This is a genomic window from Paraburkholderia kirstenboschensis, assembly GCF_032806925.1.
Classification (GTDB): Bacteria; Pseudomonadota; Gammaproteobacteria; order Burkholderiales; family Burkholderiaceae; genus Paraburkholderia; species Paraburkholderia kirstenboschensis.
In genome coordinates this window covers 3,874,029-3,889,813 of the sequence record NZ_CP136513.1, presented here as the reverse complement: position 1 = coordinate 3,889,813, position 15,785 = coordinate 3,874,029, and the positions used below count along the sequence as shown (strand labels likewise).

The following is a 15,785-nucleotide window of genomic DNA, read 5'->3' as shown; positions in this document are numbered from 1 at the left end:
GGTCGCCGACTCGCGCGATAATCGAAGTTTTGACAGGTTCCAGAGATACCAGCAGAGGAGACCATGGACCAAAGCGACTTGAAAGCCCCCACGTGGCAATTGTCCGAACGCGCACGCAAGCTCACCAGCTCGGCGATCCGCGAGATTCTGAAGGTCACGGAACGGCCCGAAGTCATTTCGTTCGCGGGCGGCCTGCCCTCGCCGGCCACGTTCCCGGCCGAACGCATGCGCGAAGCGTCCGACCGCATTCTGCGCGACTCGCCCGCCGCGGCGCTCCAGTACAGCGCAACGGAAGGCTATGCGCCGCTGCGCGAGTGGGTCGCGAAGCGCTATTCGGTGAACGGCGCGCAGATTCGCCCAAGCCAGGTGCTGATCACAACCGGCTCACAGCAGGCGCTCGATCTGCTCGGCAAGGTGCTGGTCTGTCCGCAAAGCCCCGTGCTCGTCGAAACGCCGACTTATCTCGGCGCGCTGCAATCGTTCTCCATGTACGAACCGAGCTACGTCCAGGTGCCGACCGACGAACGAGGGCTGATTCCCGAAGGACTCACGCCCGAACTCACCGCCGGTGCGCGCCTGTTGTACGCACAACCGAATTTCCAGAACCCGACTGGCCGCCGCCTGCCGGTCGAGCGCCGCCGCGCGCTCGCCGAATTCGCGAAAACCGCGCCGTTCCCGGTAATCGAAGACGATCCCTACGGCGCGCTGGATTACGCGGGCGAACCGCTGCCGACCATGCTGTCGATGGCGCCCGACCACATCGTTCACCTGGGTTCTTTCTCCAAGGTGCTGGCGCCGGGTCTGCGGGTCGGCTACATCATCGCGCCTGAAGAGTTGATCTTCAAGCTCGTGCAGGCCAAGCAGGCCACCGACCTGCATACGCCGAGCTTTACGCAGCGCATCGTCCATGAAGTGATCAAGGACGGCTTTCTCGACACGCATGTGCCGACCATTCGTGAGCTTTACCGCGACCAGTGCGCGGCAATGCTCGCCTCGCTCGAACGCTACATGCCCGAAGGCGTGCAGTGGAATCGTCCGGAAGGCGGCATGTTCATCTGGGTGACGCTGCCCGCGCAAATCGACAGCATGAAGCTGCTTGAGGAAGCGGTCGCGCAAAACGTCGCGTTCGTGCCGGGCGGTCCGTTCTTCGCGAACGAAGCGCAGCACAACACATTGCGCCTGTCGTTCGTCACGGTGCCGCCGGCGAAGATCGACGAAGGCGTGTCGCGTCTCGCGGCGCTGATCCGCGCCAAGCTCTGAAACCAGCCGGCCCGTTCGCCGCAACCACCTCTCATTACCGACCGAGGACACAACATGGCTCAAACTAATGTTTATGACAAGCTGAAGGAACTGGGCATCGAATTGCCGAACGCCGGCGCGCCGGCGGCCGCCTATGTGATGAGCGCGCAAAGCGGCAACACGGTGTACCTGTCCGGCCACATCGCGAAGAAAGACGGCAAGGTGTGGGCGGGCAAGCTCGGCGCGGATCTCGGCACGGAAGACGGCAAGGCCGCGGCGCGATCCATCGCCATCGACCTGCTCGCCACGCTGCACGCGCATGTGGGCGACCTCAACCGCGTCACGCGCATCGTCAAGCTGATGAGTCTCGTCAATTCCACGCTCGACTTCACCGAGCAGCACCTGGTGACGAACGGCGCGTCGGAACTCGTCGCCGACGTGTTCGGCGAGCGCGGCAAGCACGCACGCTCGGCATTCGGTGTCGCGCAGATTCCGCTCGGCGCATGCGTCGAAATCGAAATGATCGCGGAAGTCGAGTAACGCATCGCGATCCGGAAGGCCGGCTCGTCCGGCCGGTCGCAATCAACGCGTCGCGAGGTGTCGATCACCCGCGGCGCGTTTTGCATTTGTGGCGAGGTAGCTCGTTCCCCCGGCACCAGATAGAATCCGCCAACCCTATCAACCGCAGGAATCGCCGGACCGCGCCCGATGCCCGCCAACACAGTTCGTTTCAAACAGGTCGACGTGTTCACGTCGGTGCCGTTCAAAGGCAATCCCCTTGCTGTCGTATTCGACGCCGACACGCTCAGCGCCGATCAGATGCAGGCGATCGCGCATTGGACCAATCTGTCCGAAACAACCTTCCTGTTAAAGCCGACGGACCCGGCCGCCGACTATCGCGTGCGCATTTTCACGACTCATGGCGAATTGCCCTTTGCCGGTCATCCGACGCTCGGCACCGCGCATGCGCTGCTCGAAAGCGGCTATCAGCCGAAGCAGCCGGGCAAGCTCGTTCAGCAATGCGGCGTGGGTCTCGTCGAATTGCAGTCCGTTCATGAAGACTCCGGCGGCATGCAAGCCGCGTGGGCCTTCGCCGCACCGCCGGCACGAATTGCGCCGTTGCCGGAACAACAATACGCCGCACTTTCTACGGCTTTGCGTAGCGACGCGATAGACTTCAGCGCCGCGCCGAGCGCTGTCGACAATGGCGCGCCCTGGCTCGTCGTGCGCGTGAATTCAGCGCGCGATTGTCTCGCGCTCGAACCCGACGCCGCAGCGCTTGCGCGCATCGTGCAATCGGTCGGCACGCACGGTCTGGCCGTTTATGGTCCGCACGAGGCTGGCGGCCCTGCCACGTTCGAAGTGCGCTGCCTGATGGCGGGCGGCGCGTTCGGCGTCGGCGAAGACCCTGTTACGGGCAGTGCCAATGCGGCGCTCGCCGGTTTGCTGAGTGCGCAGAATGTGCGGCCGGGCGCCAACTACACCGCGCGTCAGGGCACAGCGCTGGGACGCGCGGGCCAGGTCTTCGTGCGCTATGACGACACGAACGGCAAGACGTGGATCGGCGGGGCGTCGGTGACCGTCGTCGACGGTACGTTCCGGATGCCGTGACCGGCCTATCGCTTGCTTCATCTCGCCGCGTCTGACGGAGCAAAAGCAAGGCTCGTGCAAGGCAGCTTGGAAGCAGGCGCACTCAACTTGCCTCATTCGGCTACGCTGAACCACGTTTAGCCACAAAAAGCCGCTCGCTGTGCTGAGCCCATGCAATTCGCATAACGAAACTGCCTGAAGAAGACCACGCACGTGACAGCCGCCATGCCGGAACGCCGAATCCCGATGCAGCATCCGAATACCACGACCACCGCCGTTCGATCCCGCTCATGCCCTGAGTTGCGGACCGGCGGACTATGGAGCGCGCCACCGGACCAGGCCCAAAACCCCAACCCAAACGGGTCGCAAAACAGCCTCGGGACAGCCACCGACTGCGCCAGCGTATACCCGATGCCCGGACCCTTCCTTAATCCAGTGGCATTAAGTAATATCGACACGTACCCCGCAAAGTGCGAACGATCAGGCGCCAGGCCACGCCCCTTCTTGCGCAGTAGTTCCGGCAACTTGGTCACCATGCAGCCACTCATGAAAACAGCGCAGTCGACGCTCGCGCGTTCGCAACCGGCCGGCAGTCGGGTACGGGCCGCCTGATGAGCAAAACCCGCTTCTCCGATCAGCGCGAAGCCAGAACTCGCCGCGATCCCGCTGCGTCGAGACGGCGCGCGCTGTTCGCGATTCCCGCGCTCGGCGTACTGGTGCTGGTGCTTCTTTGGACCGTGATCTTCGCGCGTCTTTCGGTCGAGAAAGAAGCCACTTATCGCGAGGCCATGGCGTCTGCCGCGATTCTCTCGGCGGCGCTCGAACAGCATACGGTCAAGGCAATTCACCAGGTCGATCAGATCACGCGGTTTGTCAAATACGAGTTCGAGAAAACACCGGGACGTTTCGATCTTGCCAGCACAGTCGAAAAAGGCGTCGTGCAAAGCGAGACGCTCGTACAGGTGTCGCTGATCGATGAGCGCGGACAGCTGATCGCCAATACGGCCGAGCTCAATCCCAAGCGCATCGATCTGTCGGACCGCGAGCATTTCAAAGTCCACGAACACGAAAACGACGACCAGTTGTATATCAGCAAGCCGGTGCTCGGCCGCGTGTCGGGTCACTGGACCTTGCAGATGACGCGGCGCCTGAATCATCCGGACGGCACGTTTGCGGGTGTCGTGGTGGTGTCCGAAGACCCGAGCTATTTCACGAGCGACTTCTACAACAACGCGGCGATCGGCCGTGAAGGCGTGATCGCGGTCATCTCCGACAACGGCAGGGTGCTCGCGCGCCGCACCGGCAGCCCCGTGAATGCGAACGGCTCGTTCTCGGCAAGCGGTTCCTATCCCACCTCGGAACACGTGTCGGGCACTTATGTCGATTCGATCGACAACGTCACGCGCATCGTGTCGTACCGGCATATCGACGGTTATCCGCTCGGCGTGCTGGTCGGTCTGTCGCAAGCCGAGGAATTCGCCGACTACAACCACACGCGCAACGTCTATCTGCTGATGGCGGGTTTCATCTCGCTCGCCATGCTGAGCTTCTTCGCCGTGGCAACCGGCCTGATCGGCAAGCTGCTGGGCCGCGAGCGCGAAATGACGCATCTGGTCGAATACGATCTGCTCACCGGCTTGCGCAATCGCTATGCAACCTTGCGGACGCTGCGCCACGAGGTGGCGCAGCCGGCCAACCTGGGCCGCCTCGCGATTCTGTTCATCGACCTCGACAACTTCAAGACGGTCAACGACACGCTCGGTCACAACGCCGGCGACATCGTGCTGCAAATGACGGCCTCGCGGCTCTCCACCGCGGTTGCGGACGACGGCACGTTGAGCCGCATCGGCGGCGACGAGTTCGTCGTCGTGATCAAGGGCGACGATGTCGAAAAGCGCGCGGTCGCGCTCGCCGAAGCGGCGGCGGAGGCCTTCGCGAAACCGTTTGAAGTGCGCGGCAGTTCGTTCGTGCTGCATGCGAGCATCGGCATCGCGCTTTATTCGGTCGCCAACGAGAGCGAGATCGACCTGCTGAAAAAAGCCGACCTCGCGATGTACAGCGCGAAAGATGCGGGCAAGAACTGCTACCAGTTCTATTCGCCGCAGCTGTCGCATCGCGCCGACCATCTGATGAAGTGGGAACAGCAGTTGCGCGTCGCGCTTGCCGAAGGGCAACTGTTTCTCGCCTACCAGCCGAAGATCGATCTCACGCGCCGCTGCATCACCGGCTTCGAGGCGCTGGTGCGCTGGAATCATCCGCAGCATGGTCTGATTCCCGCCAACGAATTCATTCCGGTCGCGGAGTCCACTGGCCTCATCGTGCCGATCGGCGACTTCGTGATCGAGACCGCGTGCCGGCAACTGGCCTTCTGGCAGCAGCAAGGCTACGACACGCTGTCGCTCGCCGTGAATATTTCGGCCGTACAGTTCTGGCGCGGCGATCTGTACGAAACGGTGTCGCACGCCATCGAGGAAAGCGGTATTTCCGCACGCCGTCTGGAACTCGAAATTACTGAAACGGCGATGATGGAATATCCGGAACTCGTCTCCGAGAAAATCTTTGCGCTCAAGCGCCTTGGCGTGCGGATCGCACTCGACGACTTCGGCACTGGCTATTCGTCGCTGTCGTATCTCAACCGTTTTTCCGTGGATACGCTCAAGGTGGACCGCTCGTTCGTCCAGGCCATTCCGGGCGACCGCAGCGTTTGCGTGATGGTCACCGCAATCGTCAATCTGGCGCGCTCGCTGGGGCTGACGGTGGTGGTCGAAGGAACGGAGACGGAAGAGCAGATTGCGTGGCTCGCCGCGCTCGGTCATATCGAGGCGCAGGGTTTCCTGTTTTCGCGCCCAGTTCCTGTCGACGCGATTCCTGCGCTGCTCGAACGGTTCGGCGTCTGCGGCATGACGGGACGGCGCCCCGTTCAGGAAACGAACACGAGCGCCAGCACCAGCACGAACGGCTAGGCAGTCGCGCCCGAGGCGTCGGTTGCAGGACTTCGACTTCAACGCTGCAGTCGAGCAAGGCCGCCCATACCGCTGCCGCACAAAACGGGCTACATTCTCGCTGTATTGCAATCTCGCGCGGTGCCGCCGGACCGGCCGGCCGCGCGCAACATCAAGACGATCCAAAGGACGGACGCCCGCTCAGCGGGCGCCGTGGCGCCATGCAGACCATAACAAGCCACGATGCTGCAAGACGAGGGGAACGGGAACCGCTATGGACGCTGTTTCGGGTCGTGTTCGGCCTGTCGGCATTGTCATGGGGCGGCCTCGCGCTGATGGCCCAGCTCGAGAATCACTACGTCGAACGTGAAGGACGGCTCTCGCGTGTCGCGTTCTCCGATCTGATCGCGCTTGCGTGGATGGTGCCGGGGCCGGTGGGCTGCAATGTCGCCGTGCAGCTCGGACACGCGCTGCGCGGACGCGCCGGCGCATGGGTCGCGGGCATTGCGAGCGTGCTGCCTTTTTTCATGCTGATGACGCTCTTCGCGATCTTCTATCGCACGCCGCTCGTGCGCGCCGCCGCGTCGCAGACCCTGCTCAATCACTTCAGCGTCGTACTCGCCACGCTGATCGGCATCACCTGGTACAAGCAGACACGTGCGCTCGTGCGCGGCAAGCTCGAATGGACCGCGGCGGTAGTTGGCTGCATCGCGCTCTTCTATGCGCACAGCCCGGCAGCTTATGTGCTGATGCTAAGCGCGGCGTTCGGCGCGGGCTGGGTGATCAGCCCAGTGCGCGACACGCGCCTTGTCGTGTCCTTCGTGCGCGGCGACTGGCAGATACTTACGATGCTGTGCGTGTTCGTGCTGCTGTTCGCGGTGCCGTTGCCGCATCGCTACGATCTCGCGCTGCTATGGCCGCGGCTCGCGGGCGCGGGCATGACGCTGTTCGGCGGCGGTTTCTCCGCGTTGCCGGTGCTCAAGACACTGTTTGTCACGCCGGCGATCGGCATATCGGACAACGACTTCACGCTGGCGTTTTCGCTGTCGCCGTTATCGCCGGGGCCGCTGCTGAATGTCGTGCCGTTCTTCGGCTATCTCGTCGACGGGTGGGCCGGCGCGCTCATCGCCACCCTCGCGTTGTTCGTGCCGTCCGGATGCCTCGTGGTACTGGCGCAGCGGCATCTGCATCAACTGAAGATGAATCCGCAATTCGAGCACGGCATGCGGATTCTGCGCGCGGTCACCACGGCCTTCCTCGCGGTGGCCGTGCTGCGTATCGCCGGACGCGTGCCGTTGCAACCGGTCTATCTGATTACCGCGCTGTTCTCGGCGATGTGTTTCGCGAAGCTGAAGGTGCCCGTGTACGTGGTGTACGGCACCGTGGCGGTGGTGTGCGGACTGTGGCTCGCGTACGGCGCATTGCTTTAGCCGCGCCCGGAGATACTCCGGCGCCGTGCAGCGACCATTCAGCGAGCCCGCAAGCGTCTGTCAGAACCCGCGCGAAAGCACGGCGAACCCGACGGTCACCACGCCGAGCACGATATTGATCAGCACCAGACGCCGGATCGTGCCGACTGCCTGCGCGCCGTCAGGCCACTTCTGCGCCTGCACCGCGCGGCGAATGCGCGGAAACACCGCAAAGCGGATATGCCCGAAGATCAGCATCATGACGATGCCGAGGCCGGCCATTGCATGCAACGGCCATGTGGCGTGGCCGCCGCCAAATTGCATTAGCAGGAAGCCGCCCGTCAGCAGAATGACCAGCACCGAAGCAGCAACCCAATTGAAGAAGCGGCTAAACACCGACTCCCACAAGGGCAAACGCAATTGCGGCGAAAGATCGGCAATTGCCGGGCGCAAGCAGAAATGCGCGAAGACCATCCCGCCGACCCACACCGCGACGGCGAGCAGGTGTAGAAACAGCGCGAGTTCGATAGCCTTATTCATGTTGTATTCCTCTCCGACGACGCCACACCGCTTATGACGAATGATATGAGCAGCGGCTATTGAGCGCGTTCGACCGCACGCCATGCGTGCAGTTCCAGAACGCCCAAGGCTTTCTCGTCGTTTTTCTTGTTGTTATTGCAGCGCGCCTGTATCTCGACCGGGTACCGCACCTCGATACCGCAACGCCGCCCCCGAATTTTCTGCAACCTGCCCCGAAGTTACTGCGCGGTTGATGCATGGTTACTGCGGCACAGTCACTGCGCACGGCCAGCGCCTCGCATGCTAGCAGACGCCGGCCGTATTAGAACGTCAATCTTCGTCAAGCAGCCAGCACGGGGCGCATGCCTTCGAGCTTCAGCTTGCTTTCAGGTGCGCGCCCTTTACGCGCCCGCTTGCCTACATGCGACGCCAAAGCGGCGCCGCTCAGCTTTTCTTCGTCCAGACGTCCGCCGCGACGCGCGCCGATCAGCATGAGCCCCGCCGCGTTGATAGCGAGGGCCTGCACCAGCGTTTCCTTGTCGTCGAGCGCCATTAGGATGACGCCGCGGCCGCCGCCCGAGAGCGTCTTCATTTCGTCGATGCCGAATACCAGCAGGCGCCCACCCGACGACAGACACGCAACCTGCGTCGCGTCAGGCAGCATCGGCATGGGCGCGAGCGGCGCGGCGCCGGCGTCGATAGTCATGAACGACTTGCCCGCCTTCAGGCGGCTCACCATGTCGCCGACCTTCGCGATGAAGCCAAAGCCGTTGCTCGACGCGAGCAACAAGGCCTGGTCAGCCGAAGCCGCGTAGTAATGCATCAGGTGGCTGCCCGATTCGAGTTCGATCAGCGACGTGACCGGCACCCCGTCGCCACGGCCGCCCGGCAGCGACGCCACCGCGACCGAATAGACGCGACCGTTGCTGCCCCACGCGACGAGCGTATCCGGCGTGCGGCACTGGAATGCGGCGTAGAGACCGTCGCCGGCCTTGAACGTGAAGCCCGCCGTGTCCAGCCCGTGCCCCTTCAGCGCACGCACCCAGCCCTTTTGCGAGACCACGACCGTGACCGGTTCATCGACCACGCGCGCTTCGTACGTCGCGCGCTTTTCCTGCTGGATCAGCGTGCGGCGCTCGTCGCCGTACTGCTTCGCGTCGCCTTCGATTTCCTTGATGAGCAGGCGCTTCATCGCCGATTCGCTGCCGAGCAGTTCTTCGAGCTTCGCTTTCTCGTCGCGCAGTTCGGCAAGCTCCTTCTCGATCTTGATCTTTTCAAGACGAGCCAGCTGACGCAGCCGGATTTCGAGGATGTCCTCGGCCTGGCGATCGGACAGGCCGAACGCGGCCATCAACGCAACCTTCGGTTCGTCGGACTCGCGAATGATGCGGATGACTTCGTCGATATTCAAAAAGACGATCATCCGGCCTTCGAGGATGTGAATCCGGTCGTCCACCTTCGTCAAACGATGACGCGTGCGACGCGTGACCGTCGCAAAGCGGAACGCGATCCACTCGTGCAGGATTTCGCTCAAGCCCTTCTGACGCGGCCGGCCGTCGCCGCCGACCATCACCAGATTCAGCGACGCATTCGATTCGAGACTCGTATGCGCGAGCAGCGTGGTGACGAACTCCGTCTGATCGATGCGGCTCGACTTCGGCTCGAACACGAGGCGCACGGGCGCGTCCTTACCGGACTCGTCGCGCACCGCGTCGAGCAAGGCCAGCATGGTCTGCTTGCCCTGCAACTGTTCAGGCGTTAGCGCCTTCTTGCCGAGCTTGATTTTCGGATTGGTCTGTTCCTCGATTTCTTCGAGCACCTTTTGCGCGGCCGTGTTCGGCGGCAACTCGGTGATGACCAGTTGCCACTGGCCGCGTGCGAGGTCTTCGATCTTCCAGCGCGCACGCACCTTCAGGCTGCCGCGGCCGGTTTCGTAGGCCGCCGAAATTTCGGCTTCGCTCGAAATGATCTGGCCGCCGCCCGGGAAATCAGGACCCGGAATGTGCTGCATCAATTCGGCGTGCGCGATCTTCGGATTGCGGATCATCGCGACCGCGGCGCCCGCGACTTCGCGCAGGTTGTGCGACGGGATTTCGGTGGCGAGACCCACGGCGATGCCGGAGGCGCCGTTGAGCAGCACGAACGGCAAACGCGCGGGCAAGAGCCTCGGCTCGTCGAACTCGCCGTCGTAGTTCTTCATGAAGTCGACCGTGCCCTGATCGATTTCATCGAGCAGCAGCTTGGCGATCGGCGTCAGACGCGCTTCGGTGTAGCGCATGGCCGCCGCGCCGTCCCCGTCGCGAGAACCAAAGTTGCCCTGGCCGTCGATCAGCGGATAGCGCATCGAAAAGTCTTGCGCGAGACGCACCAACGCGTCGTATGCCGACTGATCGCCGTGCGGATGATATTTACCCAGCACGTCGCCAACCACGCGCGCCGACTTGACCGGCTTCGCGTTGTCGGACAGACCCATGTCGTTCATCGCGAACAGAATGCGGCGTTGCACGGGCTTCTGGCCGTCGCACACATCCGGCAGCGCGCGGCCCTTGACCACGCTTACCGCGTAGTCGAGGTACGCACGTTCCGCGTAGTTGCCGAGCGTCAAAAAATCGCCTTCCGGCGGCGGGGGCTCGGTGAAAAGGTCGAGAGTGTTATCGTCGTCCATCTAGATTCCGTATCGTGTTTGGCGTGAAGTTTCGTGCTTCCATGCGAAATGCGAGCGCTAAAAACCGCTCAGATATCCGCTTCCACTTCATTGCCCTTTTCTTCCAGCCAGCTGCGCCGCGACGCCGCTTCGCCCTTGCCCATCAGCATGGTCATGCGCGCGACCGTGGCGTCGTAGTCGAGCTCGCCGAGCGCGACCGGCGTGAGTCGCCGCGTGTCCGGGTTCATCGTCGTATCCCACAGCTGCTCGGCGCTCATTTCGCCCAGGCCTTTGAAGCGGCTGATCGACCATTGCGTGTCGCGCACGCCGTCCTTGCGCAGCTTGTCGAGAATCGCTTCGAGTTCGCCTTCGTCGAGCGCATAGAGTTTTTGCGCCGGCTTTTTGCCGCGTGCGGGCGCGTCGACTCGAAAGAGCGGCGGACGCGCGACGCACACATGACCGCGCTCGATCAACTGCGGGAAATGTTTGAAGAACAGCGTGAGCAGCAACACCTGGATGTGCGAACCGTCCACGTCCGCGTCCGACAGAATGCAGATCTTGCCGTAGCGCAGATTCGACAGATCGACCTTGTCGTCCGGACTATGCGGATCGACGCCGATCGCCACCGAAATGTCGTGCACTTCGTTATTCGCAAAGAGACGGTCGCGCTCGGTTTCCCACGTGTTCAGCACCTTGCCGCGCAGCGGCAGGATCGCCTGATATTCCTTGTCGCGGCCCATTTTCGCGGAGCCGCCGGCCGAATCGCCCTCGACGAGGAACAGCTCATTGCGGCCGATTTCCGTCGACTCGCAGTCGGTCAGCTTGCCTGGCAGCACGGCCACGCCTGAGCTCTTGCGCTTCTCGACCTTCTGTCCGGCGCGCGTGCGCGCCTGCGCCTGCTTGATGACGAGATCCGCAAGCTTCTTGCCGTGCTCCACATGCTGGTTGAGCCACAATTCGAGCGCCGGGCGCGCGAACGACGACACGAGCTTTACCGCGTCGCGGCTATTCAAACGCTCCTTGATCTGCCCTTGGAATTGCGGATCGAGCACCTTTGCCGACAGCACGAACGACACGCGCGCGAACACGTCTTCAGCGAGAAGCTTCACGCCCTTCGGCTGCAGGTTGTGCAACTCGACAAAGCTCTTCACCGCCTGATACAAGCCGTCGCGCAAGCCCGATTCGTGCGTGCCGCCCGCGGGCGTCGGAATCAGGTTGACGTACGACTCGCGTGTGAGCGACCCTTCCTCGCTCCACGCGACGACCCACGCGGCGCCCTCGCCTTCGGCGAACGTCTCTTCGCTCGACCGGGAGTTTTCGGCGTAACGCTCGCCTTCGAAAAGCGGAATGAGCAGGTCACTGCCGTTCATGCCTTCGAGCAGATAGCCGCGCAAACCGTCTTCGTATTTCCAGCTTTGCTGTTCGCCGGTTTTCTCGTTGATGAGCGTGACTTCGACGCCCGGCAGCAACACTGCTTTCGAGCGCAGCAGCCGTTGCAATTCGCCGAGCGGCAGATTGGGCGAGTCAAAGTACTTCGGGTCCGCCCACGCGGTGACGCGCGTGCCCGATTTCTTTTCGCCCTTCGCTGCGGCGCGCACTTCTAGCGGCTTCGCCACGTCGCCATGCGCAAAGCTCAGCGCGGCAACCTTGCCGTCGCGCCACACGGTGACGTCGAGGCGCGTGGACAGCGCGTTGGTCACCGACACGCCGACGCCGTGCAAGCCGCCCGAAAACGTGTAGGCGCCGCCGGCGGCTTTATCGAACTTGCCGCCCGCGTGCAGCCGCGTGAACACGATTTCGACGACCGGCACGCCTTCTTCCGGATGCAGGCCGAAGGGAATGCCGCGGCCGTCGTCTTCGACCGACACCGAATGGTCCGCGTGCAGCGTGACCGTGATCTGCCGGCCGTGGCCGCCGAGGGCCTCGTCCGACGCGTTGTCGATAACTTCCTGAATGATGTGCAGCGGATTCTCGGTGCGGGTGTACATGCCGGGCCGTTGCTTGACCGGCTCGAGACCCTTCAACACCTTGATCGACGCTTCGCTATACGCGGCGTTTGGCTTTTTCGTGGACATGGTTGACTCGGGTGCGTCGGTTCATCGTTGTCCACAGGTCCCGTGGACAGGTCCGTGGACAATGCGTTGAGTTTTCAAAAAAAGCGAAACGAAACAACGTGGTTAGGTGGGGTGCCCGCAGCGCGGGCAAACTGTTTTGCCGCATGGCTTCCGGGCGCATTCCACTTGGGAGCCGCGCGGTTTTGGGCGCGGCTTCTTATCGACACGCAGGATAACGGCCCGCCGCCGGCACTATCGCCGGGCATCGTTGCCGCCGGTGCAAACGCCGGGGAAGCCTGTTCGCGGGGTATTTTACTGATTTCAAACCTGGCGGCAATTCACGGCTGACGCGATTGGCCTTCCGGACAAGGCTCGGCCCACGCACAAGCAATAGCGCCGACGACGCGACACGTCAGCGCTCGCCGCTTTATTTGCGGCGCTTTTCCAGTTCGTCCCAGCGCTCGAGCGCGAGCAGCAGCTCTTCGTCGATCGCGGCGTAGCGTTCCGAAAGGCGCTTGCCCTCCTGCGCGTCTTTCGCGAATATCGAGCCGTCTTCAAGCTGAGCACCGATGGTTTTCTGCTCCGCTTCGAGCGCAGCTATTTTCTCGGGCAACGCCTCCAGCTCGCGCTGTTCCTTGAACGACAGCTTGGCCGCGCGTTGCGGGTTGCGGCCAGCAGAACTGTCCTTGGACGCTGCGCTGTCTTTAGCGCTGTCTTTAGCGCTGTCTCTGGCCGCCTCCTTGCTCGCCTCTTTCTGCGCTTCCTGCGCCAACTGCTGCGAGCGCTGGCTCTGGATCTGCCAGTCCGTGAAGCCGCCCACGTATTCGCGCCACTTGCCCCCGCCTTCCGACGCGATCACCGACGTCGCGACGTTGTCGAGAAACGCGCGGTCGTGGCTGACGAGCAGCACCGTGCCGTCGTAGTCGGTCAGCAGCTCTTCCAGCAATTCGAGCGTGGGAATGTCGAGGTCGTTAGTGGGTTCGTCGAGCACCAGCACGTTGGCCGGCCGCGCGAAGAGACGCGCGAGCAGCAGGCGGTTGCGCTCACCGCCGGACAACGACTTGACCGGCGAACGCGCGCGCTCCGGTGCGAACAGGAAGTCGCCCAGGTAGCTCATGACGTGCTTTTTCTGGCCGTTGACTTCCACCCACTCGCTGCCGGGGCTGATCGTATCGGCAAGACTTTTGTCCAGGTCCAGTTGCGCGCGCATCTGGTCGAAATAGGCCACTTGCAGATTGGTGCCGACGCGCACCGTGCCTTCGTCCGGCTGCAATTCGCCGAGGATGATCTTCAGCAGCGTGGTCTTGCCCGCGCCGTTCGGACCGACGAAGCCGATCTTGTCGCCGCGCATGACGGTTGCCGTGAAACTGTTGATCACGGTGCGCGAGCCGTAGCGCTTCGTGACGTCCGTCAGTTCGGCGACGATCTTGCCCGACTTCTCGCCCTGGCCGACGTCGAGCTTGACGTTGCCTTGCACGTTGCGGCGTTCGGCGCGCTGGTTGCGCATTTCGACGAGCCGCGCGATCCGGCCGACGCTGCGCGTGCGGCGCGCCTCGACACCTTTGCGAATCCACACCTCTTCCTGCGCGAGCAGCTTGTCGGCCTTATCGTTTTCAACGCGTTCGATTTCCAGTTGCTGCGCCTTGCGCGTCTGATAAGCCGAGAAATTGCCCGGATACGACAGCAGACGCCCGCGATCCAGTTCGACGATGCGCGTGGCGACACGATCGAGAAACGCCCGGTCGTGCGTGATGAAAAGGAGCGCCGCCCGCTGCGACACGAGCAGATCCTCGAGCCAGCGAATGCCGTCGAAATCCAGGTGGTTGGTCGGCTCGTCGAGCAGCAGTACGTCAGGCTGCACGACAAGCGCACGGGCGAGCGCCACGCGCTTTTGCATGCCGCCCGACAGCGAACCGACGCGCGCCTCGCCATTCAGGCCGATCTGCTGCAGCGTGGTGGCGACGCGCGTGCTCCAGTTCCAGGCGTCCGCCGCGTCCAGCGACGATTGCAGCGTGTTCATGCGCGCCATGAGCGCGTCGTGCTGTGCGCCTTCAGGTTCATCTGCAAGCTGGTTAGCGACCGCGTCGTATTCGTCGAGCAGCGCGCGGGCGTGCGTGAGGCCGGCGGCGACTGCGTCGAAAACCGTGTCGTCCGTATCGAACTCCGGCTCCTGCGGCACGTACACCGTGGTCAGATTCTGCTGGCGCGTGACTAGGCCGTCGTCGGGCTTCGCGAGTTCGGCGACGATTTTCAGCAGCGACGACTTGCCCGCGCCATTGCGGCCGATCAGCCCGACGCGCTCGCCCGATTCGAGAGAGAAGTCCGCGTGATCGAGCAACGCGACGTGACCGAATGCCAGTTGGGCTCCGGTAATGGTGTAAAGCGACATGGAGAATTGGAGAAGACAGCGATGAGTCGGAACTGCTCATTGTACCGGGCGCGCGGGCTAGTGCCTGTAAGCCTGAAGACATAGGACGAATGACCGGGTCACGAATGACCGGGTCACGCATGCCCGCCACTGCCCCCTCGCAGGGGCGCAGCCTTCACTTCACATGCACCGTGATCGTCTTGCTGAGTTCGGGGCCATACGAACGGTGCGCACCGTCGCCGAATTGCAGCGTCAGCGTGTGATCGCCCGGCGGCAGTGTCAGATCGGTTTCCGTCTGGCCCTTGCCGAAGTGCAGCGATTTGTCGTTGGCGGGAATCACCTCGCCTTTCGGAAGCGGCTTGCCGTCCACCAGCAGATGATGATGGCCGGTGCCGTCAGTCAGCGTGCCGGCCGGCGCAATCTTCATGCCGTCGACGCGGAACACTACATGGACCGGATTGCTGACACTCGCGCCGTCCCTCGGCTGCACGAACGACACGCTGGCGGCCTGCGCTGCACCCGACGCCGCCAGCAACGCGGCCAATGCCGCGCCGCTCAACCATCTGCTTCTGAACATGGTTTCTCTCCTGGTTGGAAACATAAACCGCGCGTGGAAACGCCGCGCCGCTGCGAGTCCAGTCCGAGGATACACGCTGTGCGTGACACGCTCTCGCGCTGGGCCGCGCGGCGACGTCGGTAACTCCGGGGCATCCGGCAAATTACGGTAATATTGCGGATCGCCGCCGCGCCCAAAAAAGGGGCAGATTGGGCGGATCATTGCATTGAAGAGAGATGAGTGCGTCGTGAGCGAAGTAATGGAAGTGACTGAATTCAAAAGCTGGGTCTGTCTGATTTGCGGCTGGATCTACAACGAGGAAGAAGGCCTGCCCGAAGAAGGCATCGCCGCGGGCACCCGCTTCGCCGCGATCCCGGACGACTGGCGCTGCCCGCTGTGCGACGTCAGCAAAGCGGAATTCGCGGTGGTCGAGTTTTGAGGCTGAGCGGCTTCGCGATGTCCAG

13 protein-coding genes are annotated in these 15,785 nt (G+C 63.0%); 8 read left to right on the top strand and 5 right to left on the bottom strand.

Going from position 1 to position 15,785, the window contains the following annotated elements; all coding sequences use genetic code 11:
* Nucleotides 1-63: 63 nt before the first annotated feature.
* The 5 genes from RW095_RS40120 (at nucleotide 64) to RW095_RS40100 (ending at nucleotide 7,201) form a co-directional block, all read left to right on the top strand.
* Nucleotides 64-1,260 carry an aminotransferase-like domain-containing protein gene (locus RW095_RS40120; protein WP_317021100.1) on the top strand — a complete coding sequence of 399 codons (1,197 nt, stop codon included), beginning with the start codon at nucleotides 64-66 and terminating at the stop codon, nucleotides 1,258-1,260.
* A 54-nt stretch (nucleotides 1,261-1,314) separates the two neighbouring features.
* Nucleotides 1,315-1,779 (top strand): RidA family protein, encoded by a 465-nt coding sequence (locus RW095_RS40115; protein WP_128594655.1) that lies wholly within the window; start codon nucleotides 1,315-1,317, stop codon nucleotides 1,777-1,779.
* 168 nt (nucleotides 1,780-1,947) lie between these two features.
* A complete protein-coding gene (locus RW095_RS40110) occupies nucleotides 1,948-2,850 on the top strand; it encodes a PhzF family phenazine biosynthesis protein (RefSeq protein WP_317021099.1) in 903 nt (300 codons plus the stop codon).
* 590 nt (nucleotides 2,851-3,440) lie between these two features.
* Nucleotides 3,441-5,792, top strand: coding sequence for a bifunctional diguanylate cyclase/phosphodiesterase (locus RW095_RS40105; RefSeq protein ID WP_317021098.1), 2,352 nt, complete (start codon nucleotides 3,441-3,443; stop codon nucleotides 5,790-5,792).
* Nucleotides 5,793-5,992: 200 nt separating this feature from the next.
* A complete protein-coding gene (locus RW095_RS40100; RefSeq protein WP_317021097.1) occupies nucleotides 5,993-7,201 on the top strand; it encodes a chromate transporter in 1,209 nt (402 codons plus the stop codon).
* A gap of 60 nt (nucleotides 7,202-7,261) precedes the next feature.
* On the opposite strand, the gene RW095_RS40095 is transcribed toward RW095_RS40100, so the two are convergent.
* Complete coding sequence (locus tag RW095_RS40095; protein WP_128585506.1) at nucleotides 7,262-7,720, bottom strand: CopD family protein; 459 nt, start codon at nucleotides 7,718-7,720, stop codon at nucleotides 7,262-7,264.
* A 59-nt stretch (nucleotides 7,721-7,779) separates the two neighbouring features.
* Here RW095_RS40095 and RW095_RS40090 point away from each other — a divergent pair, with 59 nt between their 5' ends.
* Nucleotides 7,780-7,953 (top strand): hypothetical protein, encoded by a 174-nt coding sequence (locus tag RW095_RS40090; RefSeq protein ID WP_317021096.1) that lies wholly within the window; start codon nucleotides 7,780-7,782, stop codon nucleotides 7,951-7,953.
* 86 nt (nucleotides 7,954-8,039) lie between these two features.
* Here the strand turns inward: RW095_RS40090 and parC are convergent, their stop codons facing one another.
* Nucleotides 8,040-10,364, bottom strand: coding sequence for a DNA topoisomerase IV subunit A (gene parC, locus RW095_RS40085; protein ID WP_317021095.1), 2,325 nt, complete (start codon nucleotides 10,362-10,364; stop codon nucleotides 8,040-8,042).
* A gap of 68 nt (nucleotides 10,365-10,432) precedes the next feature.
* Complete coding sequence (locus tag RW095_RS40080; protein ID WP_020065293.1) at nucleotides 10,433-12,418, bottom strand: DNA topoisomerase IV subunit B; 1,986 nt, start codon at nucleotides 12,416-12,418, stop codon at nucleotides 10,433-10,435.
* A 54-nt stretch (nucleotides 12,419-12,472) separates the two neighbouring features.
* Between RW095_RS40080 and RW095_RS40075 the strand changes: the two genes are divergently transcribed.
* Entirely contained in the window at nucleotides 12,473-12,745 is a 273-nt protein-coding gene (locus RW095_RS40075; protein WP_317021094.1) for a hypothetical protein, read from the top strand.
* Nucleotides 12,746-12,824: 79 nt separating this feature from the next.
* Here RW095_RS40075 and RW095_RS40070 read toward each other — a convergent pair whose 3' ends face one another.
* Both RW095_RS40070 and RW095_RS40065 read right to left on the bottom strand, forming a co-directional pair.
* Nucleotides 12,825-14,786 (bottom strand): ATP-binding cassette domain-containing protein, encoded by a 1,962-nt coding sequence (locus RW095_RS40070; RefSeq protein WP_317021093.1) that lies wholly within the window; start codon nucleotides 14,784-14,786, stop codon nucleotides 12,825-12,827.
* 154 nt (nucleotides 14,787-14,940) lie between these two features.
* On the bottom strand, nucleotides 14,941-15,342 hold the full coding sequence (locus RW095_RS40065) for a DUF4399 domain-containing protein (protein WP_128585508.1): 402 nt from the start codon (nucleotides 15,340-15,342) through the stop codon (nucleotides 14,941-14,943).
* A gap of 226 nt (nucleotides 15,343-15,568) precedes the next feature.
* Here RW095_RS40065 and RW095_RS40060 point away from each other — a divergent pair, with 226 nt between their 5' ends.
* Nucleotides 15,569-15,760, top strand: a complete 192-nt coding sequence (locus tag RW095_RS40060; protein WP_128585509.1) for a rubredoxin — start codon at nucleotides 15,569-15,571, stop codon at nucleotides 15,758-15,760.
* Nucleotides 15,761-15,785 lie beyond the last annotated feature (25 nt).